A 26,434-nucleotide genomic window follows, 5' to 3' on the forward strand; every position below is an offset into this window, starting at 1 on the left:
AGCCCGTGGACAGGAATTCCGGCCCGGGATCGGTTTGACTGGATCCATGCCCAGCCACGAGAAGACCCGCCCCTGGTCGCGCGTCGGCGACTGGCTCACGTCGCCCGCGAACCAGACCGACGTCCTGCAGCTCGTCAAGACGGCGTTCGCCGCGACCGCCGCCTGGGGCCTCGCCGAGTTCGCCTTCGGGCTCGAACAGGCGTTCCTGGCACCCTGGGTCGCCCTGCTCACGGTGCACCCCACCGTGGACCGCACGCTGCGACGCGGCGCGCAGACCGTGCTCGCCGTCGCCGCGGGCATCCTCATCTCCCTCGTCGTCGTCTCCGCCTTCGAGGCGACCGCGTGGTCGCTGGGCCTGGCGCTGCTGGTGGGCCTCGGCCTGAGCCGTGTGCCCTGGCTGAGGGACGAGGGCATGTACGTCGCGACCACCGTGCTGTTCGTCATCACCACGGGGTACAACCTGTCCGAGCAACGAGCGATCGCCCTGCTCCCGGACCGGTTGATCGACACCGCCATCGGTGTCGCCGTCGCGCTGCTGGTCAACCTCATCGTGTTCCCGCCGCTCAACGACTCCAGCGCGCAGCGGCAGATCGACGACGCCGACGAGCGCCTCGGTCAGCTGTTGCAGGACATGGCCGTGCAGATGGACCGGTCCTGGGACTCCCAGGAGGAGGAGGACTGGATCGAGCGCACCCGCTCCGTCCAGCGCGACGTCGACCACGCGTGGACGCTCGTGCGGCACGCGCGCGAGGCCGGCCGGTGGAACCCCCGCCGACGGGTGCATCCCGGGGAGGAGATCGGCACCTACCCGGAGGTGCTCCTGCGGCTGGAGGAGGGTGTGGCACAGACCCAGAGCATCGCGCGGCAGGTGCGCGACTCGAGCCGCGAGGCGCACGACTGGGACCCGCGGTTCCGCGACCGGTACATCGACCTGCTCAGCCAGACCGGCCGGGGGGTCGCCGACCCCGACGTCGACGTCGCACCGTTGCGCCGGGACGTCCAGCAGCTGGCCGACGACCTGTCCGACGAGGACCTGTCCGGCCGCTACTGGCCGCTGTACGGAGCGCTGATCGCCAACCTCCTGGCGATCATCGACGTCGTCGACGACGTCGCCACCGCCCGGCCCGTGCGGACCTGAGCCCGCACGGACCGGGGAGGTGGGGCCCGCCGTCAGCCCTGCGGCTGCAGCAGCGGGGTCGCGACGAGGGAGAACAGGTCCTTCGGGTCGGTCGGCTCGGCGATGAGGTCGACCTGCTGGAGCAGCTCGCGCCCGGCCGGGTCCGACCGCAGCGCGGCGTGCACGAACCGCAGCGTGGTCCAGTCCTCGACGGCGAAACCGACGGAGTCGAACACCGTGACCTGGTCCGGGTCGGTCCGGCCCGAGGCCTGGCCGGTGAGGATCTCCCACAGCTCGGTGACGGCGAAGTCGTCGGCGAGCTGCTGGATCTCCCCCTCGATCCGGGTCTGCGGGGTGTACTCCGTGACGACGGCGGTCCCCGGCGCGGTGAGGATGCTCGCCTCGAGCTCCGTCTTGCCCGGGCAGTCGCCGCCGATGGCGTTGACGTGCACGCCCGGCGCGGCGGTGGCCAGCATGGCGGCCGTGAGGACGGTCGCGTTGCGCTTGTCGGCGGTGCAGGTGGTGACGACGTCGGCACCCGCGACGGCGTCCTCGGCACTGGTCGCCTCGTGCACGTCGAACCCGAGGGCACGGGCGTTGCGGACGAACTTCTCGCGGGCCGCCGGGTCCACGTCCCAGGCACGGATCTGCGTGGCACCGAGGGCGGCGCGCATCCCGAGCGCCTGGAACTCCGCCTGCGTCCCGGTGCCGATCAGGGCGTGCGTCCGGGCGCCCGGGCGGGCCAGCGTCCGCGCGGCCAGGGCCGACGTCGCCGCGGTACGCAGGGCGGTGAGCAGCGTCATCTCCGCCAGGAACGTCGGGTAGCCGTTGTGCACCTCGGACAGCACGCCGAACGCGGTGACGGTCTGGTAGCCGCGCGTCGGGTTCAGCGGGTGGCCGTTGACGTACTTGAAGCCGTAGGTGACGTCGTCCGACGCGGGCATGAGCTCGATGACGCCGTCGCGCGAGTGCGAGGCGATCCGGGGACGCTTGTCGAGCTCGGGCCAGCGACGGAAGTCCTCGGCGAGGGCGTCGGCGAGCTCGCTGATGATGCGCTCGGGGCCGCGCTCGGCGACCCAGCGGGCAGCGGCGGCGACGTCCAGCAGGTCGACGGTGGTCATGCGCGCACCTCCGGGGCGGGACGGAGCTCGAGGGTGCAGCACTTGACGGAGCCGCCGCCCTTGAGGAGCTCGGACAGGTCGATGCCCACCGGCGTGAACCCGCGCTCCCGCAGCGCGGCGTGCATCCCGGTGGCGCGGTCGGACAGGAACACGTGCTTGCCGTCGCTGACGGCGTTGAGGCCGAGCACCTCCGCGTCGGCCTCGGTGGCGATGATCGCGTCCGGGTAGCGCTCGCGCAGCACGGCCTGGGCCTCCGGGGTGAAGGCCGCGGGGAAGTAGGCGATCTCCGGGCGGGTGCCCTCCGACGCCGTGGTCAGGACCGCGAGGGCCGTGTCCAGGTGGTAGAAGCGCGGGTCGACCAGCTCGAGGGTGACGACGTCGACGCCGAGACGCTCGGCGACCTCGGCGTGCGCGGCACGGGAGGTGCGGAAGCCGGTGCCGGCGAGCATGACCTCGCCGTCCCAGAGGAGGTCGCCCTCGCCCTCGTTCTGCTCGGCGGCCTGCCCGAGCCCGACCAGACCGTGCTGCGCGCCGGAACCGCGCAACCAGGCGTCGTAGGCGACGCCCTCGGGCTGACGCTCGGGGTGGGTGAACCGCGCGGCGAGCGCCTGACCGTTCACGACGATGCCGCCGTTGGCGGCGTAGACCATGTCGGGCAGCCCGGGCTCGGGCTCGATGACGTCGACGGTGTGGCCGTGCGCCTCGTAGGCGTCCTTGAGGGCCTGCCACTGCACGACGGCGTGACCGGCGTCCACCGGTACGGACAGGTCCATCCACGGGTTGATCGCGTAGACCACGTCGAAGTGGACGGGCGGGCACATGAGGTAGTGGCGGGCGGTCGGCGTGCGGGCGGAGCCGGTCGGCTCCGACTCGGTGACAGGCGGTGTGAGCAACGTCATGCTGCGAGGCTAGGGGGACAGACGTGAACCCGAACGGCACTTTTCCTGCACGTGGACGGTGGATATCGCACGGTTCCGTACGCTGGTCGCAACGAACCTGCGTCGAGGAGGAGTGGATGGACCAGACCAACCGCGAGATCGTGTCGATCCTGCTGCGTGACGGCCGGGCGTCGTACGCCGAGATCGGGGACGCCGTCGGGCTGTCGGCGACGGCGGTGAAGCGTCGCGTCGACCGGATGCAGGCGCGCGGGGAGATCTCCGGCTTCACGGTCCGGGTGGCGCCGGAGGAGCTCGGCTGGGGCATCGAGGCCTACGTCGAGATCTTCTGTCGCGGGAACATCTCGCCGGCGGCGCTGGAGCGGGACTTCGGACCGATCCCGGAGGTCGTGCGGGTCGACACCGTCACCGGGGAGGCCGACGCGCTGGTGCAGATCATGGCGGGCTCGATGTCCGACGTCGAGCGGATCGTCGAGTCGTTCCGGGTCAACGCCCGCGTGGACAAGACGCGCACCGCCATCGTCATGTCGCGGGTCATCGACCGGCCCGCGCGGCTGGACTGACCCGTCCGACGGCGCGGTCCGGGCTGGATAGGCTCCTGCCATGGAGCCACGCGAGATGTCGCAGCTGTCGGGTCGACGCCACTCCCGCACCTGGGTGTTCGCCGGGATGCTGTTCTCCGCGCTCATCAGCCTGACCGCCTCTCTCGTGCTGTCGATCGACGCCGTCAAGCTCGCCGGCGATCCGGGGACGGAGCTGGCCTGCGACATCAACTCCGTGCTGTCGTGCGGCAGCGTCGCCCTGTCCTGGCAGGCCCAGCTGCTCGGGTTCCCCAACGCGTTCCTCGGGCTCATCGCCGAGCCGGTGGTCATCACCATCGCCGTCGCCGGGCTCGGCGGCGTGCAGTTCCCGCGCTGGTTCATGGCCGCCGCGCAGGGGGTGTACACGATCGGCCTGCTGTTCGCCTACTGGCTCTTCGCGCAGTCGTACTTCGTCATCCACGCCCTGTGCCCGTGGTGCCTGCTGGTCACCCTCTCCACGACGGTGGTCTTCATGACCCTGCTGCACTGGAACGTCATGCAGGACAACCTCTACCTGCCCCGCCGCGTGCAGCGCTGGGCGGTCTCGATGATCCGGATCGACGCCGACGTGTACCTGACGGCGGCGTGGATCGTCCTCCTGGTCGCCGCCGTCCTGCTGCGGTACGGCAACGCGCTGCTCGGCTGAGAACGGCGTCGCGCTCCCGTGCGCACGCGCGCGACGCGCGCGCTGGTGACACGAGTGAGCGGCGTCTCGCCGGACGGCGTCCCGCCCGGTCGTCCTCGTCGCCGGTCGGCCGTATCCTGCTCTCCTCGGACGATCCATCGGAGGTGGGTGTGACCGAACAGGGGTTCCTCGCCCCCGACGAGACCGTCGACCTCGACAACTGCGCTCGTGAACCGATCCACATCCCCGGGCGGATCCAGCCCCGCGGGGTGCTGCTCGCCCTGCGCACCGACGACGCCGTCGTCACGCAGTGCTCGGCGAACGTGGCCGACCTGCTCGGCGTCGAGCTGGACGCCGTCCTCGGTGCGCCGTTCGCCGCCGCCGTCGGCGACCAGGCCGCCGACCGGCTGCTGGGGCACGTCGCGTCGGTCGACGACCCACGGCTGCGCAACCCGATCGAGATCGAGATCGAGGTCCGGGGCGCCTCCCGCTCGTTCGAGGCCGTGCTGCACCACGCTCCGGGGTCGGCCACCACGGACCGCCCCGCCGTGCTCGTCGTCGAGCTCGAACCGTTCTCGGGCCACGTCTCGCTGACGTACACGAGCACCTTCGAGCCGGTGCGTGACGCCCTCACCGAGCTGGACCGCGCCAGCTCGCTGCAGGAGCTGTACGACATCGCGGTGCGACGGGTCCGCGAGCTCACCGGGTTCGACCGTGTGATGCTCTACCGCTTCGACGCGTCCTACAACGGCGAGGTCGTCGCCGAGGCGCGACGGGAGGACCTCAACCCGTTCCTCGGGCTGCACTACCCCGCCTCCGACATCCCCCCGCAGGCCCGCGCGCTCTACGAGAAGAACTGGATCCGGCTCATCTCGGACGTGGGCTACCGCCCCGCCGAGGTCGTCCCCGTGGCGGACCCGGTCAACGGACAGCCCCTGGACCTCACCTACGGCACGCTGCGCAGCGTCTCGCCGATCCATGTCGAGTACCTGCAGAACATGGGCGTGGGCGCCTCCATGTCGATCTCGCTGCTGCGCGACGGCCGGCTGTGGGGCCTGCTCGCGTGCCACCACTACTCCGGCCCGCACACCCCGTCCTACGGGGCCCGTGCCGCGGCCGAGTTCCTCGGCTCGACGCTCTCGGCCCGGCTCGTCACCCAGGCCGAGGACGACCGCGCCTCGGCCGCTCGCCGCTCGGCCGGCGTCCTGGCCCGGCTCGTGGCCGTGACCCGCGACGACGACGTCCCCCTGACCGACGCGCTGACGGGGTCCCCCGGTCTGCTCGACCTCGTGGCGGCCGACGGCGCGTTCGTCGCGGCCGAGGGCCGCGTCAACCGTGTCGGGACGGCACCCGACGAGGAGACCTGTCTCCGGCTCGCCCGGGCACTGGGTGAGCTCGACACCGAGGTGCTCGTCACCGACCGGCTCGCCGAGCGCGAACCCGAGCTGGCCGAGATCGTGCCCGACGTCGCAGGGATCCTCGCGCTGGTCGTGCCGGGCGGTGCCGCGGTCGTGTGGCTGCGCCCGGAGGTCGTGCAGAGCGTGGACTGGGGCGGCGACCCCCGCAACAAGGCGATCGCCCGACGCGAGGGCGACACCGTGCGCCTCTCCCCCCGCAAGTCCTTCGACCGCTGGCGCGAGGTCGTGCGCGGGACGAGCGAGCCGTGGGCCGAGGAGCAGGTCGACGTCGCGACGTCGCTGCGGTCCTACCTCGCCGAGGGCCTGCTGCTGCGGGGCCGCCGGGACATCCGTGCCGCCGCCATGCTGCAGCGCAGCCTGCTGCCCACCGAGCTGCCGACCGTCCCGGGCTGGACCGTGGACGCCGTCTACGAGCCGTCCGGGGGCGGTCTGGCCGGCGGGGACTGGTACGACGCCCTGGTCCTGGACGACGGTCGGCTGGCCGTCGTGGTGGGTGACGTCACCGGTCACGGCCTCTCGGCGGCCGCGACGATGGGGCAGATGCGCAACGCGCTGCGCGCGCTGCTGCTGACCGGCAGCGGGCCGGAGCTCGCGGTCGAGCAGGTCGACCAGCTCCTGCGCTCCACGATGCCCGAGCAGGTCGCCACGCTCGTCGTGGCGCTCGTCGACCCGACCACCGGCGAGGCCGAGTACGTGACCGCCGGGCACCCGCCGCCCGTCGTCGTGGGTCCGGACGGCGCGGTCGTGGCCGACACCCTCGGCACGCCGCCCCTCGGGGTCGGTCGGCGCGAGAGTCGCACCGCGACGGTGCAGGTGCCGCACGGTGGCGCCCTCGTGCTCTTCAGCGACGGCCTCGTGGAACGTCGCGACGAGTCGATCGTGGACTCCCTGGAGCGGCTGCGGAGCGCCACCGAGCAGACGCTGGGCGCTGCGACGCTGGTCGCGCTGGTGCGCGACCCGGGTTCCGACGACGACGCCACCGCGGTGGTCGTGCGGCGCGACTGACGGGCCGGGCCGGTCGGTCAGGCGGTCAGGGACGGTTCGCGGGTCTCGACCGTGAACCGGGCCCACACGTGCTTGCCGGCCTGCGTCGCGTACCAGCCGACGGCGTCGGCGAGCCGTGCCGCGAGCACGAGGCCGAACCCCCCGGAGGCGCACGGGTCGGTCGTGATCCTCGGCGTCGTCCCCGACGCCCGGTCGGCGACGTCGAGCAGCAGCTCTCCGTCCCTCTCCAGCAGGCGGACGGCGGCCGGGCCGTCACCGTGCTCGATCGCGTTGGTCGCGAGCTCGCTCGCCACCAGCACGATCGCCTCCGGCACGGCGTCGAGGCTCGCGCTCTCCGCCGTGGGCAGGTTCGCCTCGAGGTCCCCTCGCAGGGCGGGAAGCTGCTCGATCGTCAGGAGCGGCCACGACCTCACCTCACGGAACCCGTACGGCGCGGGCGCGGCGGTGATCCTGGGATCCACGATCTCGCCTCCTTCAGTCCGCGAGAACGAACAGCGTATCCACACCGCTCAGCTTCAGCAGGTCGAGGACCCGCGTGGGCACGTTGACGAGCGCCGGCGGGGACGACTTCTTCTCCGCGGCCATGTACAGCAGCCGCAGACCACCGGAGTCGATGAAGGTCACCTCGGCGAGGTCGATCGTCAGAGGGTCGTCGGCCGTGGCAAGCAGGTGCGCCTCGAGGTCGTCGCCGACCCGCTTCTTCACGGCCGCGTCGACCTCGCCCCACATGGTCCAGCGGGCATCGTCGGAGTCGAAACGGACTCCGCCGTGGGGTGTCTGGTCGTCCACTGTCATCCTCACTCGATCTTCGGTGGCCGCGTCCACTCCACGGCCGTCCACATAGTGCCCGATGCTCGCCGGTTGCGCACCACGGCCGCCGCGGCTCGACAGGGACGGGAATCACCGGTGCCCGACCGGCGTTCGCCCGACAGGAGCGACCCGAGGGGGACCCCGTGCCGAGACCCGTCCGCGCCGCCGTCACGACGGCCCTGGTCAGCCTGCTGATCGCGGGCTGCACCACCTCCGACGACGCGGCGGACGGCGCCGCCCCGGAGAACGCGGCGAGCGCCCTGCCCGCCTCCCCGCACGGTGAGCCGTCCCCCGTCACGACGCGACTGGCGGCGCCGTGGTCGATCGCCTTCGTGGACGGCACGCCGCTCGTGAGCGAGCGCGACAGCGCCCGCGTCCTGGAGGTCGCCGACGACGGGGCCACGCGCGAGATCGGTGTCGTCGCGGGCGTCGACGGCTCGGGCGAGGCCGGCCTGCTGGGTCTGGCGGTCGACGACCGGCGACGCCTGTTCGTCTACTCCACCGGCGCCGACGGCAACCGCATCCAGCGCTACGACCTGCGTGGCGACCCGGGTGCGTTGACGCTGGGCGAGCCGGTGACCCTCGTCGACGGCATCCCGGCGGCCTCGTTCCACGACGGCGGGCGGCTCGCGTTCGGGCCCGACGGGATGCTCTACGCCAGCACGGGTGACGCCGGCGTCCCGGAGCGGGCGCAGGACCCGGACTCGCTCGCCGGCAAGATCCTGCGGATGACGGCCGACGGCGAGGCGCCGAGCGACAACCCCTCCCCCGGGTCGCTCGTGTACAGCTCCGGGCACCGCAACGTCCAGGGTCTGGCGTGGGCCGACGACGGCACCCTGTTCGCCACCGAGTTCGGCCAGAACACCTGGGACGAGCTCAACGTCGTCGAACCGGGGGCGAACTACGGCTGGCCCGACGTCGAGGGGATCGCCGGCGTCGAGGGATTCGTGGACCCGGTCCAGCAGTGGCGGCCCGAGGACGCCAGCCCCAGCGGCCTGGCCCAGCTCGGGGGCACGCTCTTCGTCGCGAACCTCCGGGGCGAGGCCCTGCGCGCCGTGCCGGTCGACGACCCGTCGACCTCCGCCGTCGTCGTCGACGACGAGGGCCGGCTGCGCGACGCCGTGGTCGCCCCGGACGGGTCGCTGTGGGTCCTCACCAACAACACGGACGGGCGCGGGTCACCGGGCGAGGACGACGACCGGATCCTGCGGCTGGAGATCGCCGCTCCGTGACCCCGCCGGCCCGGCGGCCGTCAGGGGGTGCAGGGGCAGGTGTCGGCTCCGCGCCGTACCCCGGGCACCCCGCGGCCCGGTGCGGTGGTCCGCGCCCGCCAGGCCACGACCAGGTCCCCGAGCCGCTCGGCCACGGTGGGCCGGCGTCCGCGGACCCGGTAGGTGGAGGCCGCCGCGTCGTCGGACACCATGTCCGCCACCTGGTCCGGCCGGCACCGCCCGTAGGTGGCGCGGAAGGCGTCGTCGAGCAGGTCGTGCATCTCCGGCGCGACCTCGCTCAGCACGACGTGACGGTCGGTGGCGCCGACGCGCACCCGACCGCGACCGCGGGCGTCGACGACGGCGTGCGGCGTCGTCGACCGCAGGAAGGTCTCCTCACCGACACGGACGAGCCACGCCGGGGCCGGGACCTCCTCGCCGAGCAGGTGGACGACTCCACCCGTGGGTAGCGCGTCGGTCTCCGGTCTGGTCGTGGCGATCGTCATGTGACTCCTCGGGTCGGCGGTGGCGGCGAGCCTCGATGGGCTCACGGGTCACAACACCGGGAGGCCGAAAAGATTCCGGCCGACCGGCCCGCAGGGGTGTCCTGACAGGGCATGTCCCGCCCCGGAGCGGTGCGGTGTCCCGTCGCGGGGCTGTCAGGATGTGCTCCATGGCCTACTTCCGACGCAAGGACGCTTCGACCTTCGCCCCCACCGATCTGGTCGGCGGAGCATGGCGCACCGACGAGCAGCACGTCGCACCGACGTTCGGTCTGCTCACCCATCTCGTCGAGACCGACCGCGTGACCCGCGGCCGCGACGACCTCACCCCTGTCCGCCTGACCTTCGACGTGTGGGGCCCCTACCCCCTGGAGCTCATGGACACCGCCGTCCGCGTGCTGCGCCCCGGACGCGGGGTGGAGCTCGTCGAGGCCGAGGTCTCGTGCGCGGGCCGGACGGTCGCCACCCTGCGGGCCTGGCTCGCCGGCACGACCGACACGAGCGAGCTGGCCGCCGGTGCCCCGCCCGCGATCCCCGGCCCCGAGGACACGACCCCCTGGGACCCCACGACGGACTGGCCCGGCGCCTTCATCGCCTCGATCGACGTACGGCGTACGCTCGCCGAGCCCGGCCGCGGCACGGTGTGGGTGCGGACCGACGTGCCGCTGGTCGAGGACGAGGAGGTCGGCGCCCTCGCGCGGACCGTCGGGCTGCTCGACGTCGCCAACGGGATGACCGTGCGGGCCGACCCGCGCCGCGTCGCGTTCCCCAACCTGGACCTCACCGCGCACCTGTTCCGGGCACCGGCCGGCGGGTGGCTGGGGCTGGACACGACCGTCACGTTCGGCGCGCACGGCGCCGGGACGACCAGCTCCGTCCTGCACGACACCGACGGCCCGTTCGGCCGCCTGGCGCAGTCCCTGGTGGTGCGCCCGCTCGGCTGACGGACGGTCGGGACCGCGCGGACGGAGGCAGGGCCCCTCCGTCCGCGCGGTGCTCCCTCCGGGCGGTGCGACGACGGCCCGGCACCGGCAGCGCACCGCGCCCGGCCGTCGTAGGCTCCCAGAGCCCCTCGAAGGAGTCCCCATGGCCCTGAAGATCGCGCAGCGGCTGCGCACCGACACCGGCGCGGCCGTGCTGCTGCTGTCGGTCACGCTGTTCGCCCTGCTGTGGGCCAACTCCCCGTTCTCGGCGTCGTACACCGCGCTGTGGGAGATCCCGATCCAGGTCGACCTCGGCGACCTGGCCTTCGACATGGACCTGCACCACTGGGTCAACGACGGGCTGATGGTGCTGTTCTTCTTCGTCGTCGGGCTCGAGGTGCGTCAGGAGCTGACGATCGGGTCCCTGCGACGACGGAGCCAGCGGCTCGTCCCGCTCGTCGCCGGCACCGCCGGGGTCGTGGTGCCCGCGCTGATCTACCTGGCGATCGCCGGTAGCGCGGCACCGCAGGGGTGGGGTGCCGTCGTCGGCACGGACACGGCGTTCCTGCTCGGTGTCCTGGCGCTGGTGGGTCCGCGGATGTCCAACCAGCTCCGGGTCTTCCTGCTGACGCTGTCCGTGGTGGACGACTTCCTCGCGGTGTCGATCATCGGCGTCGTCTACTCCGAGGACGTCCAGGTGGGCCCGCTGCTGCTCGCCGGGGCGTGCCTCGTCGCGCTGTGGCTGCTGGGCCGGATGCGCGAGTGGCGCAGCACCCCCTACGTCCTCGTCGTCGTCGTGCTCTGGGGCGCGACCATGCAGGCCGGCATCCACCCGTCCATCGCGGGGATGCTCGCCGGGCTGCTGGTGCCCGCCGCGCTGACCAAGCGGGCCGACGTGGTGCGCACCAAGAACCTCTACCGCGCCTACTGGCAGTCCCCCAGCGCCGCCGTCGCCCGCGACGTCCAGCTCGGGCTCTCCCGCTCCATCTCGGTGAACCACCGCCTGCACGAGGTGCTCAACACCCCCGTGAACGTCGTCGTCGTGCCGCTGTTCGCCCTGGCCAACGCCGGGATCGACCTGCGGGGCGGGGCGCTGGGCGAGGCGCTCGTCTCGTCCATCACGTGGGGGGTGGTCGCCGGGCTGGTGGTCGGCAAGCTCGTCGGCATCAGCCTGGGCACCTGGGTGGCCGTCCGCCTGGGCCTGGGCACGCTGCCCGACGGCGTGGGGCCGGGCAGCGTCCTGGGCGGCGCCGCCCTGTCCGGCATCGGCTTCACCGTGTCGCTGCTGGTGATCGGCCTGGCCTTCGACGACGAGTCCCAGGTGCAGGCCGCGACGGTCGGCGTGCTGCTCGCCCTCGTGCTCGCCTCGCTGCTGGGCTGGGTGCTGTTCCGGCTGGCGCGCGTGCGCTGGGGTGAGGAGAGCGCCGACCTGCCGACGACGCTCGACCCGGCGGTCGACCTGCGCCACGACCACTACCGCGGCAACCCGGACGCGCCGCACACGATCGTGGAGTACCTCGACTTCGAGTGCCCGTTCTGCGCCCGGGCCACCGGCATGTGGCGCGACCTGCGCGACGCCCTGGACGGTCGGGTGCGCTACGTCGTGCGGCACCTGCCCCTGGACGACGTGCACCCGCACGCCCGGCTCGCCGCCGTCGCCGCCGAGGCGGCCGCCCGGCAAGGACAGTTCTGGGAGATGCACGACCTGCTCTTCGCGAACCAGACCGCGCTCGAGGCCGAGGACCTGCGGGGCTATGCCGACGAGCTCGGGCTGGACCCGGAGCAGTTCGACGCCGACCTGGCCGACGAGGCGCTGCACGCCCGGGTCGCCGACCACGCCGAGAGCGCCCGGGCCAGCGGCGCGCAGGGCACCCCGACGTTCTTCCTGGACGGCACCCGGCATCGCGGGCCGCACGACGCCGCCACACTGATCGCGGCGATCGAGGAGCTCGAGGCGGCGGACCGGCCCGGGTCCTGACGACGACCCGGCCCGTCAGGCAGCAGGGCTGTCGAGTGCGCCGCCGGGGTGGATCCGGCCACGGCGCGCATGCTCCTCGGCGGTCCGTGCGATGCGCCGCGCGATGGCGGCCGAGGGCACGACCCGACCGGAGAGATAGGTCGAGAGCCGGGACGGTGACGTACCGACAGCCGCCGCGAGCTCCTGGGCCGTGAGTCCGGATCGGCGGACGTGCTCACGCAGGCTCCGGGCGACGGCCGCCCGGTCACTCTCCCGGGCCTGCGCGAGCACGGCGGACAGCAGGGCGGTGGCGCCGTTCGGCTCGACGACGGTGAGCGCCGTCTCGAGCTGGCGGGCGACGGTACCGTGCGGCTCGTCGCGGACCGCTCGCGCGATGCGCTGCCAGTGCGGCAGGTATCCCCGCTCCAGGGCGGTGGACAGTCCCTCGATGCCCCAGGACGACACCGGATCCTCCGGGCTGGCATCGATGTTGCGGAAACGGAGCATCGGTCCCCCTTATCAGATACGATAATCATATGCCTGCTGTGGAGGACGCTGCAGACCCGCACGATGTCCCGACCCTGGACGAGCTCGCGGAGTCGGCCGCGAGGCTGCAGGAGATCGTCCCGGACGCCGTCCTCGTCGGGGGTACCGCCGCGGCGCTGCACGCGCGGCATCGACTCTCCGTCGACCACGACCATGTGCTCGTCGACCTGCGCGACCGTTTCGACATCATCCTCGATGCCCTCGAGCGCGAGGGTGAGTGGCTGACCAACCGTGTCCGCCCCGGAAAGATCATTCTCGGAGAGCTCGGAGGCATCGAGTCCGGCCTGCGGCAGCTGATCCGCACGAGGCCGCTGGAGACCGAACGACTTCGCCTGCCCTCGGGCCGCACGCTCACGGTGCCGACCTTCGACGAGATCCTGCGCATCAAGGCCTTCCTCATCGTCAAGCGGAACCAGGTGCGCGACTACCTCGACGTCGCGGCGCTCGCCGCGGCTGCCGGGACCGACCATGCTGCACGCGTGCTGGTCGGCATCGACGACTACTACGCCGACCTGCTGCACGACGAGTCCCCCGTCGCCACCCAGGTCGCCGCTCAGCTCGCCGCACCGGAACCGAAGGACGCCGCCGTCATCCCCGAGCTCCCTCGCTACAAGGGCCTGGAGAAGCGGTGGTGGAAATGGGACGACGTGACGGCGACGTGTGCCGAGCTGGCGCGCGCAATGGTGGCCTCAGAAGGCTGACTCTCTATTCAGTCCAGCGGGTCGCGCACGATCGGGCACGTCATGCAGTGCCCGCCGCCGCGGCCGCGGCCGAGCTCAGCGCCGACGATCTCGATGACCTCGACCCCGGCGCGCCGCAGCGCCGCGTTCGTCAGGGTGTTGCGGTCGTAGGTGAACACCACGCCGGGCTCCAGCGCGACCGCGTTGTTCCCGGAGTCCCACTGCTGACGCTCGGAGGCGTACAGGTCCCCGGCCGTCTCGACGACCCGCAGGCGTGGCAGTCCCATGGCCCCGGCGACGACGTCGACGAAGGACTTGCCGCGGGCGTCGACCACCTCGATCCCGGGTGAGCGGTCGCTCGGGTAGAGCACGTAGGGGTGGATGCCGTCGACGATCTGCGGGTGCACCGTCACCAGGTCGCGGTCGGCGAACGTGAACACGGTGTCGAGGTGCATCGCCGCGCGCAGCCTGGGCATGCCGGCCACGACGACCTGCCGGGCGGCACCGGCGTCGAACAGCGACTTGGCGAACTGGCTGATGGCCTGGCGCGACGTGCGCTCGCTCATCCCGACGAGGACGACGCCGTCGCCGACCGGCATGACGTCGCCACCCTCGAGCGAGGCCTGCGCCCAGTCGACCTCCGGGTCGCCCCACCAGATCGTGGAGTCCTTGTAGCCCGGGTGGAAGGAGTAGATCGCCGTCATGAGCAGCGTCTCGTCCTTGCGGGCCGGCCAGTACAGCGGGTTCAGCGTCAGCCCGCCGTAGATCCAGCAGGTGGTGTCCCGGGTGTACAGCGTGTTGGGCAGCGGCGGCAGCAGGTACTCCCGGGCGTCGGGCGACTCGCGCGCCAGCGAGACGTACCCCGTCAGGTAGTCCTGGGGCATGTCCGCCGTGGACAGCCCGCCGATGAGGAACCGGGCGAGCTCGTGCGGCGCCAACGACTCGAGATAGGCCCGGGTGCCGTCGACCAGTCCCAGCCCGACCCGGTTCGGCACCAGGAGCCGGTCCAGCAGCCAGGCGCGGGCGGCCGGGATCGCCATCGTCTCGGCGAGCAGGTCGTGCAGCTCGACGACCTCGACCCCGCGGGAGGTCAGCTTCTCCACGAAGTCGGCGTGGTCGCGCTGGGCGGCCTCCACCCACATCACGTCGTCGAACAGCAGGTCGTCGCTGTTGGTCGGGGTGAGCCGCTCGTGCGCCAGACCCGGTCGGCAGACCAGGACCTTGCGCAGCCGCCCGACCTCCGAGTGCACGCCGTGGGCAGTCGCTCCGGTGGTTCCCGTCACGGTCCTTCTCCTTGTCTCACAGGGTGACCCAGCCGGTCGCCAACCCGACGACGCCGAGCACCGCGCCGGCCGTGACGACCCCGAACAGGACGAGCTCCGGCGGGCGGAACACCGCCCGGCCCTGCTCACGCCGGGTCATCACGAAGAGCAGCGTGGCAGGCGCGTAGAAGATCAGCGACAGGAGCAGCAGGTCGAGCCCGGCCGCGAACACCAGGAACGCCGTGTAGAGGGTCGCCAGGACGGCGATCACGAGGTCGGCGCGCAGCGTCCGGGCCGGCGCGCCGCCATACGTCTCGCGCCGGAGCCGGAGCTTGAGCGCGTAGGCCGCGGCGAGCAGGAACGGGATGAGCGTCATCGCCGCCGTCAGGTCGAGGGCGAAGTCGAAGGCGTCGGCGCTGAACAACGTGATGACCAGCACGACCTGCGACAGCACGGTGGTCAGCAGCAGGGCGCTGACCGGCACGTCGCGCGCCGAGGTCCGGGACAGGAACCGCGGCATGTCACGGTCCTTGGCGGCGACGAACAGCACCTCGGCGGCCATGAGGGTCCAGGCCAGGTAGGCACCGAGCACGGAGATGATCAGGCCGACGCTGACGAAGGCGGTGCCCCACTCCCCGACCGCCGCGTCGAGCACACCGGCCATGGAGGGCTGCCGCAGCTCGGCGATCTCCTCGACGGGCAGCACGCCGTAGGACACCATCGTCACCGACGCGAAGATCGCCAGGACGCTGCCGAAGCCCAGCAGGGTGGCCCGGCCGACGTCCTCGCGCCGCCGCGCGTGCCGCGAGTAGACGCTCGCCCCCTCGACGCCGAGGAACACGAAGACCGTGATCAGCATGGTGTCGCGCACCTGGTCGAAGAGGGAGCCGTAGGACTCTCCGCCCCAGTTGCCCGCGAAGACCGCCGGGTCGAACACGAACAGCGCCAGCAGGACGAACACGACGATCGGGACCAGCTTGGCGACCGTCACGACACGGTTGATGGCCGTCGCCTCGGTGATGCCGCGGCGCACCAGCAGGTAGAAGAGCCACAGGCCCACCGACGATACGGCCACCGCGACCAGGGTGTCCCCCTCGCCCAGGGCGGGGACCCACGCGCCGAGCGTGGACATGATCAGCACCCAGTACGTCACGTTGCCCACGCAGGCGCTGGCCCAGTAGCCGGCCGCGGAGAAGAACCCCGTGTACTCGCCGAACCCGGCCTTGGCGTACGCGAACACCCCGGCGTCGAGGTCCGGGCGGCGCACGGCGAGGCGCTGGAAGACGAGCGCCAGGGTGAGCATGCCGCCGCCGGCCACGGCCCAGGCGATCAGCGCGCCGGCCACCCCGGTCTCCTCGGCGAACCGGCTGGGCAGGGAGAACACGCCGGCGCCGACCATGGAACCGACGACCATGGCCGTGAGCGTCCAGACGCCGACCGTCGTCCGGGTCGCCCGCGTGTCCTCCTGCGACGTCATCGTCAGCCCCCCGTCACGCTGCCGGTGGATCCACGTGCCGCCATCGTGGCAGGCGGGTCGGCACTCCGCACCAGGGGCCCGTGCCGGGCGTCACTCCACGGTGACGGACTTGGCCAGGTTGCGGGGGCGGTCCACGTCCTCGCCCAGCGCCACGGCCGCGTGGTACCCGAGGAGCTGGGTGGGGATGGTCAGCAGGATCGGGTCGAGCTCGACCTCGTTGCGCGGCACCTCGATGCGCGAGGTCGCGGCGTCGCCCAGCTCGACACCCGGGTGGGTGATCGCGACGACGGCGCCGCCGCGGGCCCGGATCTCCTGGGCCGCCGTGATGTTGCGCTCGACGAGGTCGTCGTCCGGGATGATCGCGACCGACGGCAGCTCGGGGCTGATGAGTGCGAGCGGGCCGTGCTTGAGCTCGCTGGTCGGGTAGGCCTCGGCGTGCCGGTAGGTGATCTCCTTGAACTTCTGCGCACCCTCACGCGCGACCGGGTAGCCCCGCACGCGGCCCACGAAGAACAGGCTGGGCGCCGTGGAGAGCTCACGCGCCGCCTCGGCGAGCGCCTCCTCCCCGGCGAGGATCTCGCGGATCTGCCCGGGGATCGCCCGCAGACCGGCGATGATGCGCCGCCCGTCGGCGTAGGAGAGGTCGTGGACCCGGCCGAGCACGAGGGCGAGCAGCGCGAACCCGATCGACATGTGCGTCAGGGCCTTGGTGGAGGCGACCGCGACCTCGGGCCCGGCGTGCAGGTAGATGCCGCCGTCGACCTCGCGGGCGATCGAGGACCCGACCGCGTTGACGAGCCCGACGACGGTGCCGCCCTTGCGCTGCACCTCGCGGACCGCGAAGAGGGTGTCGGCGGTCTCGCCGGACTGGCTGACCACGACGTACAGCGTGGTGGGCTCGATGATCGGGTTGCGGTAGCGGAACTCGCTGGCGGGCTCGGCGTCGGCGGGGATCCGCGCGAGGTCCTCGATCATCGAGGCGCCGAGCTGACCGACGTAGTACGCCGACCCGCAGCCCAGCACCTTGACCCGGTCGAAGCGGCGCAGGTCGCGCGGCTCGAGGTTGAGGCCGGCCAGCTTGGCGGTGCCGAACCGGTCGTCCAGCCGGCCGGTGAGCATCCGTTCGACGCTGTCGGGCTGCTCGTGGATCTCCTTGTGCATGAAGTGCGCGTGGCCGTCGAGCTCCAGCTCCTCGACGGTGAGGTCGAGGGTGACGGCGGACCGGGCCGTCCGCTCCTCGCCGGCGGTGAAGCTGTGGAATCCGTCGGCGGTCACGGTGGCGAAGTCGCCGTCGTCGAGCAGCACGACCTGGCTGGTGTGCCGCACGATCGCCGCCGGGTCGGACGCGACGAACATCTCGCCGTCACCCACGCCCAGCAGCAGCGGGGACCCGTTGCGCGCCACGACGACGCGGTCGGGGGTCTCGACGTCGAGCACGGCGAGGGCGTAGGTGCCGTCGATCTGCGCGACGGCGGCCCGGACCGCGTCCTCGACGCTCAGCCCGGCGTCGAGCTCGCGGGCCACGAGGTGGGCGACGACCTCGGTGTCGGTGTCCGAGGTGAGGTCCACACCGTCGTCGGCCAGACGGCTGCGCAGCGTGGCGAAGTTGTCGATGATCCCGTTGTGGACCACGTGCACCCGGCCGTCGGCCGAGGTGTGGGGGTGGGCGTTGCGCTCGCTGGGCTCGCCGTGGGTGGCCCACCGCGTGTGCCCGATCCCGGTGGTGCCCGTCAGGCGCGCGGGCAGGGCGGCCTCGAGGTCGCGGACCCGGCCCCGGGAGCGCACCACCCGGGACGGGCGCGCGTCCGAGCGCGGGTTGAGCACGGCGATGCCCGCGGAGTCGTACCCGCGGTACTCGAGCCGGGTGAGGCCCTCGACGAGGACGGGCGCGGCCTGCTGGGGGCCGACGTAGCCGACGATTCCGCACATGGTTGCTGCTCCGGAGGGTGTGGTGGGACGAGGTGACGAGCAGGTCAGCCGGTGACGATGCGGCGGACCTGCCGCTCGGTCAGGACCGGAGCGGCGACGACCCGGGCCCGCAGCTCGGCGACGATCCGGGCGTAGACCTCGTCGTTCCGGTGGCCGGCGGTCCGCAGGCTCGCGTGCCGGCGCCGGACGTAGTCCTCGACGGGTTCGGCGTACCAGGCCAGGACGTCCTCGACCACGCGGGCGCCCTCGGACGCCGTGAGGCCGGTCGTCGCGGCGATGCGCGCGACCAGCTCGGGGTCGATGCCGTGCTCCTGCATCCCGCCATGGTGCGCTACCGCGGGCCGAGTGTCCACCTGATGCCCGATATCGGGCAGGAATCGCTATGTCGGCTCGGCCTCGAGCAGGCCGAGGGCGCCGTCCAGCGCGCTGACGGCCCCGGCGGGGTCGACCCGCACGGTGGCGAAGGCGCTGACCACGAGCGCGGTGCACAGGTCCGCGACACGCTCACGCTCGACGGCGCCCCGGTCGGTGAACCGGGCGTCCACGCCGCGCCCCAGCGCGGAGCGCAGCTCGGCCCGGTAGGCGGCGACGGTCCGGCGGACGGTCTCGTCGCGGGAGATCGGCGACCCGGAGGTGTTGACGAGCAGGCACCCGCTGTCCGCCTGGATCGAGTCGGCGCGCAGGAGCGCCGACCGCAGGCCCACGACGTAGTCGACGACCGCGTCCGGGCCGACGGGGTCGGCGACGAGGGGGCGCAACCGGGGACGCACGACGTCGTCGAGGTAGGCCTGCACGGCGGCGTCGAAGAGGCCGCGCTTGGACCCGAAGGCGTGGTAAAGGCTCGAGCGGTTCAGCCCGGTGGCCTGCTCCAGGGTGGGGACGGAGGTCGCCTCGTACCCGGACCTCCAGAACACGCCGAGCGCGGCGCGCACCACCTCGTCGGTGTCGAAGGTCTGCGCCCTACCCATGCCACGCTCCCGGTTTGCTGCAACGATCGTTCCACTATACGTTGTGGAACGAGCAGTGCAGAACGACCGTGCCGTCCACCGACCGAGGAGCGACCCCGATGATCGTCACGGGACTGGTCCTGACCGGCCTCGCCGCCGCACTGCACGTCTACATCTTCTGGCTGGAGTCCTTCGCCTGGACCACCCGGGCGCGCGCCGTGTTCGGCACGACGGCGGACCAGGCGGCCGCGACCCGCGAGCTCGCCTTCAACCAGGGGTTCTACAACCTGTTCCTCGCGATCATCGCCGTGACCGGCATCGTCCTGACGCTGCTGACCGGAGCGTCCGACGACCCGAGCCCGGCCGGCGCGTCGCTCCTCCTCGCGGGCACCGGCGCGATGACGGCGGCGGCCCTGGTGCTCCTGGTCTCCTCGCCGGACAAGCGCCGCGCCGCCGTCACCCAGGGCACGCTGCCGCTGCTCGCCGTCGTCGCCGTGACGGCGGCCCTCCTCTCCTGACCCACCGACCGACCGCAGCACCCCACCCTTCTCGGGAGTTCCACCATGTCCCAGGCCACCTCCACCCAGATCCAGCTCGCGGCCCGCCCCACGGGCTGGCCCACCGCGGAGACCTTCCGCACCGTCGAGGTCACCTACGGCGACCTCGAGCCCGGCCAGGTCCGCGTCGCCAACGAGTACGTGTCCGTCGACCCCTACATGCGCGGTCGGATGAACGACGTCAAGAGCTACGTCCCGCCGTTCGCGCTGGACGAGACCATGACCGGCGGCGCCGTCGGCCGGGTCGTCGAGTCCGCGTCCGACGACGTCCCCGTCGGCGCCCTGGTGCTGCACCAGTACGGCTGGCGCGACGTCGTCCAGGAGGACGCCGGCGGGTTCCAGGTCCTGCCCGAGATCCCCGGCGTCCCGTCGTCCCTCTACCTCGGCATCCTCGGCATGACCGGCCTGACCGCCTACGTCGGTCTCACCGCGATCGCCGACCTGCGCGAGGGCGACACCGTGTTCGTCTCGGGTGCCGCCGGTGCCGTCGGCACGGCCGTCGGCCAGATCGCGCGCCTCCTCGGCGCGGGACGCGTCATCGGCTCCGCGGGCTCGGCCGAGAAGGTCGAGCTGCTCACCAGCCGGTACGGCTACGACGCCGCGTTCAACTACAAGGACGCCCCCGTGCGCGAACAGCTGCGCGAGGTCACCCCGGACGGCGTCGACGTGTTCTTCGACAACGTCGGCGGCGACCACCTCGAGGCGGCGCTGGACCGGATGAACACCGGCGGACGGATCGCCCTGTGCGGCGCCATCTCGCAGTACAACGACACCGAGCGCACGCCCGGCCCGGACAACCTGGCGAACGCGATCACGCGGGGACTGACGCTGCGCGGCTTCACGCTGGGCGGCTACCTCGACCACGCGCCCCGGTTCCGCGAGCTGATGACCGGCTGGTTCTCCGAGGGGAAGATCGCCTACGACGAGACCGTCGTGGACGGCATCGAGAACGCCCCGCAGGCGTTCCTCGACATGATGAGCGGCGGCAACGTCGGCAAGATGCTGGTCCGCACCGGCGCCTGAGACCCCTCCGTGGGCGGGCACCCCGGTGCCCGCCCACCGGTCAGGCCCGCACGCCGGCCGGGACCGACCGCGCCCGCCACCGACGCAGCGGGCCGTACCGCGGGCTGGTCAGCAGCACCACGGTGAACACCGCCCCCTGCACCAGCACGACCATCCCGCCCGAGGCGGCGTCGAGCCAGTACGACAGGTAGATCCCGACGATCGAGGACAGCGCCGAGATCGTCGGCGCCAGCACCAGCATCCGTCCGAACCGCTGGGTGAGCAGCGACGCCGTCGCCCCGGGGATGATGAGCATCGCCACGACCAGGATCACGCCGACCACCTGCAGCGTCACGACGGCGGTCAGGGCGAGGACCCCGAGCAGCAGGGCGCTGAGCCGACGTGTCGACAGCCCGATGGCGTGGGCGTGGGTGGGGTCGAAGGCGAACAGCACGAGGTCGCGCCGCTTGACCAGCAGCACCGTCGAGCCGACGACGGCGAGCGCGAGCACCTGCGCCAGCTCGACCGACGAGATCCCCAGGACGTTGCCGAAGATGATGTGGCTCAGGTCGGTCTGGCTGGGCGTCACCGAGACGAGCACCAGCCCGAGGGCGAACAGCGTCGTGAAGACGATGCCGATCGCGGCGTCCTCCTTGACCCGGCCGGAGTCGCGCACGGCACCGATGAGCACCACGGCCAGCCCGCCGAAGACGAGCGCACCCAGCGCGAACGGGGCTCCCAGGATGTAGGCGATGACGACGCCGGGCAGCACGGCGTGCGAGACGGCGTCGCCCATGAGCGACCAGCCGACGAGCACGAGCCAGCAGGACAGCAGCGCCGCGACGACGGCGGCGACCGTCGTCGTGACGAAGGCCCGGACCATGAAGTCGTAGGACAGCGGTTCGAGGAGCAGGTCGAGGAGGGTCACGAGGCCTCCCCTCCGAGCGCGTCCAGCGGCACCTCGAGACCGAAGGTCCGCGCCAGGTGGTCCGGTTCCAGCGCCTCGGCGACCGACCCGTGGAACAGCACCCGGCGCAGCAGCAGGACCGCCTCGTCGGCGAGCTGCGGCAGGGCGTGCAGGTCGTGGGAGGAGACCAGGACCGTCCGTCCGTCCGCGGCGAGCTCGCGCAGCAGGCGCACGATCGTGGCCTCGGAGCGCTTGTCCACCCCCGCGAAGGGTTCGTCGAGCAGTAGCAGGCGCGCGTCCTGGGCGATGCCGCGGGCCACGAAGGCGCGTTTGCGCTGGCCGCCGGAGAGCTGGCCGATCTGACGGTCGGCCAGGTCCGTCAGCTCGACCCGGTCGAGCGCCTCGGCGACGGCCTCCCGGTCGGCGGGGCGAGGGCGGCGCGTGAGGCCGAGGTGGCCGTAGCGTCCCGTCATCACCACGTCGTGCACGGAGACCGGGAAGCCCCAGTCGACCGCCTCCGTCTGGGGCACGTAGCCCACCAGACCCTGGCGCCGGGCGCGGGCGGGGGTGCCGCCCGCGACCCGTACCCCGCCGTGCGTGACGTCGACCATGCCCATGAGGGCCTTGAACAGCGTGGACTTGCCGGAACCGTTCATCCCGACCAGCCCGCAGACGGTCCCGGCGCCCACGCGCAGGGTCACCCCGTCGAGGGCCAGCACGTCCCCGTAGCGGACGGTGACGTCGTCGGCCTCGATCACCGGGGCCGACTCCGTCACGAGCCGGCCCCGTCGCCCGCCGCGGCGCCGGTCAGGCCCGCGACGATGAGGTCGGCGTCGTGCCGCACCAGCTCCAGGTAGGTCGGCACGGGCCCGTCGGGCTCGGAGAGCGAGTCCACGTAGAGCGTGCCGCCGAACCGGGCGCCCGTGGCCTCGACGACCTGCTGCATCGCCGCGTCGGAGACGGTGGACTCGCAGAACACGGCGGGCACGTCGTTCGCCCCGACGAACTCGATGACGTCGGCGACCTGCTGCGGCGTGGCCTGCTGCTCGGCGTTGACCGCCCACAGGTACTGCTCGCTGAGCCCGGCGTCGCGGGCCAGGTAGGAGAAGGCGCCCTCGCAGGTGACCAGCGCCCGCTGCTCGGCGGGCAGGGTCTCCAGCGCCGCGACGAGGTCGTCCTGGACCGCCTGGAGCTCGGCGTCGTAGGCCTCGGCGTTCGCGGCGAAGTCCTCGGCGTGCTCGGGCGCGAGGTCGGAGAACGCGTCGACCATGGTGTCGACGTAGGTCTGGACGTTCAGCGGGCTCATCCAGGCGTGCGGGTTCGGGGTGCCGGCGTAGGCGTCCTCGGCGATGTCGAGCACCTCGACCCCCTCGGAGACGACGACGTGCGGGGCGTCGGCGTCCTGGACGAACTGGCCGAACCACGCCTCGAGGTTCAGCCCGTTGTCGAGGATCAGGTCGGCGTCGGCGGCGCGTCGCACGTCCCCGGGCGTGGGCTCGTACCCGTGGATCTCGGCGCCGACCTTGGTGATGGACTCGACGCGCAGGTGGTCACCGGCGACGTTCTCGGCGATGTCGGCCAGCACGGTGAACGTGGTCAGCACCACGGGACGGTCGTCCCCGTCGGCGGCCTGGCCGGTCGGCACGGCGCACCCGGCGAGCAGCGCCGCGGCGGCCGCCAGGGTGAGCGCTGATCCGGAGGTCCGCGTCAGAGTTTTCGGCATACCGAAAACTGTAGTTCATGGACCGCCGCGCGCTCCAGCCCCGACGACCGACGGGGTGCCGCCGTCCGCCCGGAGGCGTCGGCGGCACCCCGTCCCGGTGCGGTGGGTCCGGCGGATCAGCGGCGACCGGCACCCGCCACGATCGCGACACCGATCGCCGCGAGCCCGATCTGGAAGGCCAGCTCGATCCAGTCGATCCCGCCCGTGTCGGCCACCCCGACGAGGCTGGCGAGCCAGGTGCCGATCAGCGCGGCCACGATGCCGACGAGGATCGTGGCGATGATCGAGATGTTCTGCTTCCCGCGCACCACCAGTCGTCCCAGGGCGCCGATGACGGCGCCGATGATGATGGCGGTGATGATCCCGGTCACTTCCATGCGCGGTTCACTCTCCAGGGTCGAACGGTGGGCCGGACACCAGTGAACCTAGGACACGTCGGACGACGGTGCATGTTCGGGACGTGGCCGCGAGCGACCGTGCCGCCGCCCCCACCACTTCGCTCCCTCGACGAGGACGAACACCACCGCGGCCAGCGCGGCCGCCACGGCCCAGTCGGCCGGGCCGATGGGCGCCGAGCCGAACCACGTGTGCATGAACGGCGCGTACACGAACGCCGCCTGGAGCAGCAGCAGCACCGCGACCGAGATCCACACCGCAGGGTTCCCGCGCAGCACGTCGACGGTCAGGCTGGAGCGGTCCAGCAGGCGGCAGTTGAACAGGTAGGCGAGCTGGCCCAGGGCGAGCATCGTCACCGCCACGGTCTGCGCCTCGGGCACCGGGACACCGGACGCCCGGGCCGTGTAGAAGAGGAACAGGGTCGCGCCGCCGATGAGCAGGGAGACCAGCACGACCCGCCGCAGCAGCACGCCGTCGAGGATCGGGGTGTCGGCCGGGCGCGGCGGGCGGGCCATGATGTCGCGCTCGGCGGGCTCGTAGGCCAGGGCGAGGGTCAGGGTGATCGCCGTGATGAGGTTGATCCACAGCACCTGGACCGGTTCGAGCGGCAGCGCGAGACCGAACAGCACCGCCACCAGCATCACCAGCGACTCGGCACCGTTGGTGGGCAGCAGGAACAGCACCGACTTGCGGATGTTGTCGTAGATCCGCCGCCCCTCCTCCACCGCCCGCTCGATGGTGGCGAAGTTGTCGTCGGCCAGCACGACGTCCGCCGCCTCCTTCGTGGCCTCGGTGCCCTTGATCCCCATCGCGACGCCGACGTCGGCCTGGGTCAGCGCCGGGGCGTCGTTGACGCCGTCGCCGGTCATGGCGACGACCTCGTCGTGGGCCTGCAGCGCCGAGACGATGCGGATCTTGTGCTCGGGGCTGGTGCGGGCGTACACGTGGACGTCCCGCACGACGGCGCGCAGCTCCGCGTCGCTCATCGCCTCCAGCTCGGCGCCGGTCAGCACCGCGGTGTCGCCGATGCCCATCTCGCGGCCGACGGAGATCGCCGTGCCGGCGTGGTCGCCGGTGATCATCGTGACCTGGACCCCGGCGTCGCGGCAGCGGGCGATGGCGTCGACGGCCTCGGGACGGGGCGGGTCGAGGATCCCCACCAGCCCGCACAGCTCCATGCCGCCGTCGACGTCGGGCACGTCGACCTCGGTCGCGCCGTCCGGCGCGGCGGAGCGTGCGGCGGCGAGCACGCGGAGCCCCTGCTCACCGAGCGCGTCGATCTGCGCGTCCCAGAACGCGCGGTCCAGCGGCTGCGCCGAGCCGTCCGGACCGACCTGGGTCGTGCAGCGGTCCAGCACGTGGTCCGGGGCGCCCTTGAGGTGCACGTGCAGCAGGCCGTCCGGGTCCTCGTCGAGGGTGACCATGAACTTCGTGTCCGACTCGAACGGCACCAGGTCGACGCGACGCCACCCGGCCGGCTCGATCCCGGCCTTGTGCCCGAGGGAGCGCAGCGCACCCTCGGTGGGCTCGCCGACCAGGGCCCAGCCGCCCTCGTCGGAGCCGTCCGGGACGATGCGGGCGTCGTTGCAGAGCATCATGACCTCGGCCACGGCCACGAGGTCCGGGTCGGCGTCCGGGTCGACCGGGCGGCCGCCGTGGTCCGGGGCGAGCTCCACCACCCCGTGCGGGGCGTAGCCCGCCCCCGAGACCAGGAAGGACCGCGCGGCGGTGCGGACGGTGCGCGCGGTCATCTCGTTCTTGGTCAGCGTGCCGGTCTTGTCCGAGCAGATCGTCGTCACGGACCCGAGCGTCTCGACGGCCGGCAGCTTGCGCGTGATCGCGCGGCGTCGCGCCATCTGCTGCACGCCCAGAGCGAGCGTGATCGTCACGAGGGCGGGCAGCCCCTCGGGCACGGCGGCCACGGCGAAGCCGATCGAGGCCGAGATCAGCTCGTCCACGCCGAACCCGTGCACGAACCGGCCGACGGCCACCATGACCAGGGCCATCGCGACGATCCCGGCCGCGAGGATCTTGCCGAACCGGTCCAGCCGTCGGGTCAGCGGCGTCTCCAGGGCCTGGACCTCGGAGATCATCGTCTGGATCCGGCCGATCTCGGTCGCCCGCCCGGTCGTGGTGACGACGCCGACCCCCTGGCCCGCGGCGACCAGCGTGCCGGAGAACAGCATGTCGGTGCGGTCCCCGATGCCGGCGCCCTCGGGCACGGCGTCCACGCCCTTGTCCGCGGGCACCGACTCACCGGTCAGCGCGGACTCGTCCACCCGCAGGTTGGTCGCGCGCAGCAGGCGCACGTCGGCCGGCACCCGGTCGCCGGACCCCACGCGCAGCAGGTCCCCGGGCACGACGTCGTCCGCCCCGATCTCGGTCCAGGCGTCGTCGCGCCGCACCTGGGCCGAGGCCGACAGCATCCGCCGGATGCCCTCCAGGGCCTTCTCCGCCCGGCCCTCCTGGACGAAGCCGACGGCGGCGTTGATCACCGCGACGGCGAGGATGACGGTCACGTCGACCCAGTCGGCGAGGAAGGCCTTGAGCACCGCCGCCACGAGCAGGATCTCGATGAGCACGTCGTCGAAGTGGACCGCCACCCGCTTCCACAGGGGGTCGCGCTGCACGGTGGAGAGCCGGTTCGGCCCGACCGCCTCCAACCGGTCGGCGGCCTCCTCGGCGCTCAGGCCCGCGTGCCCGGACCCCAGGGCGGCCAGCACCTCCGCGGGCGGTGACGACCAGGGCGCCTCGGGCGGCGACGGGACGGCTGTGCCGACCGCGGCCGGACCGAGATCCGACGGGGATCCCATACCTCCATCTCACCGCCGATCCGCGACT

At 72.6% G+C, this 26,434-nt stretch carries 26 protein-coding genes; 10 read left to right on the top strand and 16 right to left on the bottom strand.

Annotated elements, in window-relative coordinates:
* Positions 1-46: 46 nt before the first annotated feature.
* A complete protein-coding gene (locus tag Q6347_RS00560; RefSeq protein WP_304606344.1) occupies positions 47-1,138 on the top strand; it encodes an aromatic acid exporter family protein in 1,092 nt (363 codons plus the stop codon).
* 32 nt (positions 1,139-1,170) lie between these two features.
* Here Q6347_RS00560 and Q6347_RS00565 read toward each other — a convergent pair whose 3' ends face one another.
* Both Q6347_RS00565 and ddaH read right to left on the bottom strand, forming a co-directional pair.
* On the bottom strand, positions 1,171-2,238 hold the full coding sequence (locus tag Q6347_RS00565; protein ID WP_304606345.1) for an ornithine cyclodeaminase: 1,068 nt from the start codon (positions 2,236-2,238) through the stop codon (positions 1,171-1,173).
* A complete protein-coding gene (gene ddaH, locus Q6347_RS00570; protein ID WP_304604733.1) occupies positions 2,235-3,137 on the bottom strand; it encodes a dimethylargininase in 903 nt (300 codons plus the stop codon). The genes Q6347_RS00565 and ddaH overlap by 4 nt, the downstream gene beginning before the upstream one ends.
* Positions 3,138-3,253: 116 nt before the next feature.
* On the opposite strand from ddaH, the gene Q6347_RS00575 reads away from it, so the two are divergent.
* The 3 genes from Q6347_RS00575 (at position 3,254) to Q6347_RS00585 (ending at position 6,763) form a co-directional block, all read left to right on the top strand.
* Positions 3,254-3,697, top strand: a complete 444-nt coding sequence (locus Q6347_RS00575; RefSeq protein WP_304604734.1) for an Lrp/AsnC family transcriptional regulator — start codon at positions 3,254-3,256, stop codon at positions 3,695-3,697.
* 40 nt (positions 3,698-3,737) lie between these two features.
* Positions 3,738-4,361, top strand: coding sequence for a vitamin K epoxide reductase family protein (locus Q6347_RS00580; RefSeq protein ID WP_171246234.1), 624 nt, complete (start codon positions 3,738-3,740; stop codon positions 4,359-4,361).
* Between the two features lie 143 nt (positions 4,362-4,504).
* Positions 4,505-6,763 carry a SpoIIE family protein phosphatase gene (locus Q6347_RS00585; protein WP_304606346.1) on the top strand — a complete coding sequence of 753 codons (2,259 nt, stop codon included), beginning with the start codon at positions 4,505-4,507 and terminating at the stop codon, positions 6,761-6,763.
* Positions 6,764-6,780: 17 nt separating this feature from the next.
* Here the strand turns inward: Q6347_RS00585 and Q6347_RS00590 are convergent, their stop codons facing one another.
* Positions 6,781-7,224 (bottom strand): ATP-binding protein, encoded by a 444-nt coding sequence (locus Q6347_RS00590; protein ID WP_304606347.1) that lies wholly within the window; start codon positions 7,222-7,224, stop codon positions 6,781-6,783.
* 13 nt (positions 7,225-7,237) lie between these two features.
* Entirely contained in the window at positions 7,238-7,558 is a 321-nt protein-coding gene (locus Q6347_RS00595; RefSeq protein WP_304606348.1) for an STAS domain-containing protein, read from the bottom strand.
* 158 nt (positions 7,559-7,716) lie between these two features.
* Between Q6347_RS00595 and Q6347_RS00600 the strand changes: the two genes are divergently transcribed.
* Positions 7,717-8,805, top strand: a complete 1,089-nt coding sequence (locus tag Q6347_RS00600; RefSeq protein WP_304606349.1) for a sorbosone dehydrogenase family protein — start codon at positions 7,717-7,719, stop codon at positions 8,803-8,805.
* Positions 8,806-8,825: 20 nt separating this feature from the next.
* Here the strand turns inward: Q6347_RS00600 and Q6347_RS00605 are convergent, their stop codons facing one another.
* Entirely contained in the window at positions 8,826-9,290 is a 465-nt protein-coding gene (locus Q6347_RS00605) for a DUF2255 family protein (RefSeq protein WP_304606350.1), read from the bottom strand.
* A gap of 167 nt (positions 9,291-9,457) precedes the next feature.
* On the opposite strand from Q6347_RS00605, the gene Q6347_RS00610 reads away from it, so the two are divergent.
* Both Q6347_RS00610 and nhaA read left to right on the top strand, forming a co-directional pair.
* Positions 9,458-10,231: a thioesterase family protein gene (locus Q6347_RS00610; protein ID WP_304606351.1), complete on the top strand. Its 774-nt coding sequence runs from the start codon at positions 9,458-9,460 to the stop codon at positions 10,229-10,231.
* Positions 10,232-10,373: 142 nt separating this feature from the next.
* A complete protein-coding gene (nhaA, locus tag Q6347_RS00615) occupies positions 10,374-12,188 on the top strand; it encodes a Na+/H+ antiporter NhaA (protein ID WP_304606352.1) in 1,815 nt (604 codons plus the stop codon).
* 15 nt (positions 12,189-12,203) lie between these two features.
* Here nhaA and Q6347_RS00620 read toward each other — a convergent pair whose 3' ends face one another.
* On the bottom strand, positions 12,204-12,674 hold the full coding sequence (locus tag Q6347_RS00620; protein WP_304606353.1) for a helix-turn-helix transcriptional regulator: 471 nt from the start codon (positions 12,672-12,674) through the stop codon (positions 12,204-12,206).
* Between the two features lie 29 nt (positions 12,675-12,703).
* On the opposite strand from Q6347_RS00620, the gene Q6347_RS00625 reads away from it, so the two are divergent.
* Positions 12,704-13,414, top strand: a complete 711-nt coding sequence (locus Q6347_RS00625; RefSeq protein WP_304604750.1) for a hypothetical protein — start codon at positions 12,704-12,706, stop codon at positions 13,412-13,414.
* An 8-nt stretch (positions 13,415-13,422) separates the two neighbouring features.
* Here Q6347_RS00625 and Q6347_RS00630 read toward each other — a convergent pair whose 3' ends face one another.
* The 5 genes from Q6347_RS00630 to Q6347_RS00650 all read right to left on the bottom strand — a co-directional run bounded on the left by Q6347_RS00630 (position 13,423) and on the right by Q6347_RS00650 (position 19,029).
* Entirely contained in the window at positions 13,423-14,676 is a 1,254-nt protein-coding gene (locus Q6347_RS00630) for an arginine deiminase (RefSeq protein ID WP_304606354.1), read from the bottom strand.
* A gap of 16 nt (positions 14,677-14,692) precedes the next feature.
* On the bottom strand, positions 14,693-16,132 hold the full coding sequence (locus Q6347_RS00635) for a basic amino acid/polyamine antiporter (RefSeq protein ID WP_304606355.1): 1,440 nt from the start codon (positions 16,130-16,132) through the stop codon (positions 14,693-14,695).
* A 90-nt stretch (positions 16,133-16,222) separates the two neighbouring features.
* Entirely contained in the window at positions 16,223-18,061 is a 1,839-nt protein-coding gene (glmS, locus tag Q6347_RS00640; RefSeq protein WP_304606356.1) for a glutamine--fructose-6-phosphate transaminase (isomerizing), read from the bottom strand.
* A gap of 44 nt (positions 18,062-18,105) precedes the next feature.
* Positions 18,106-18,378, bottom strand: a complete 273-nt coding sequence (locus Q6347_RS00645; RefSeq protein ID WP_304604753.1) for a hypothetical protein — start codon at positions 18,376-18,378, stop codon at positions 18,106-18,108.
* Positions 18,379-18,441: 63 nt separating this feature from the next.
* Positions 18,442-19,029: a TetR/AcrR family transcriptional regulator gene (locus Q6347_RS00650; RefSeq protein WP_304606357.1), complete on the bottom strand. Its 588-nt coding sequence runs from the start codon at positions 19,027-19,029 to the stop codon at positions 18,442-18,444.
* Between the two features lie 98 nt (positions 19,030-19,127).
* Between Q6347_RS00650 and Q6347_RS00655 the strand changes: the two genes are divergently transcribed.
* Positions 19,128-19,526, top strand: coding sequence for a DUF1304 domain-containing protein (locus Q6347_RS00655; protein ID WP_304604755.1), 399 nt, complete (start codon positions 19,128-19,130; stop codon positions 19,524-19,526).
* Positions 19,527-19,571: 45 nt separating this feature from the next.
* Positions 19,572-20,588 (top strand): NADP-dependent oxidoreductase, encoded by a 1,017-nt coding sequence (locus Q6347_RS00660; protein ID WP_304606358.1) that lies wholly within the window; start codon positions 19,572-19,574, stop codon positions 20,586-20,588.
* 40 nt (positions 20,589-20,628) lie between these two features.
* On the opposite strand, the gene Q6347_RS00665 is transcribed toward Q6347_RS00660, so the two are convergent.
* The 5 genes from Q6347_RS00665 to Q6347_RS00685 form a co-directional block, all read right to left on the bottom strand.
* Positions 20,629-21,495: a metal ABC transporter permease gene (locus Q6347_RS00665; protein ID WP_304606359.1), complete on the bottom strand. Its 867-nt coding sequence runs from the start codon at positions 21,493-21,495 to the stop codon at positions 20,629-20,631.
* On the bottom strand, positions 21,492-22,250 hold the full coding sequence (locus tag Q6347_RS00670; protein ID WP_304606360.1) for a metal ABC transporter ATP-binding protein: 759 nt from the start codon (positions 22,248-22,250) through the stop codon (positions 21,492-21,494). The genes Q6347_RS00665 and Q6347_RS00670 overlap by 4 nt, the downstream gene beginning before the upstream one ends.
* Entirely contained in the window at positions 22,247-23,197 is a 951-nt protein-coding gene (locus Q6347_RS00675) for a metal ABC transporter substrate-binding protein (RefSeq protein WP_304604759.1), read from the bottom strand. The genes Q6347_RS00670 and Q6347_RS00675 overlap by 4 nt, the downstream gene beginning before the upstream one ends.
* A 116-nt stretch (positions 23,198-23,313) precedes the next feature.
* Positions 23,314-23,574: a GlsB/YeaQ/YmgE family stress response membrane protein gene (locus Q6347_RS00680; protein ID WP_304604760.1), complete on the bottom strand. Its 261-nt coding sequence runs from the start codon at positions 23,572-23,574 to the stop codon at positions 23,314-23,316.
* Between the two features lie 48 nt (positions 23,575-23,622).
* Positions 23,623-26,406: an HAD-IC family P-type ATPase gene (locus Q6347_RS00685; protein ID WP_304606361.1), complete on the bottom strand. Its 2,784-nt coding sequence runs from the start codon at positions 26,404-26,406 to the stop codon at positions 23,623-23,625.
* Positions 26,407-26,434 lie beyond the last annotated feature (28 nt).

This window comes from Isoptericola sp. b408, assembly GCF_030588085.1.
Classification (GTDB): domain Bacteria; phylum Actinomycetota; class Actinomycetes; order Actinomycetales; family Cellulomonadaceae; genus Isoptericola; species Isoptericola sediminis.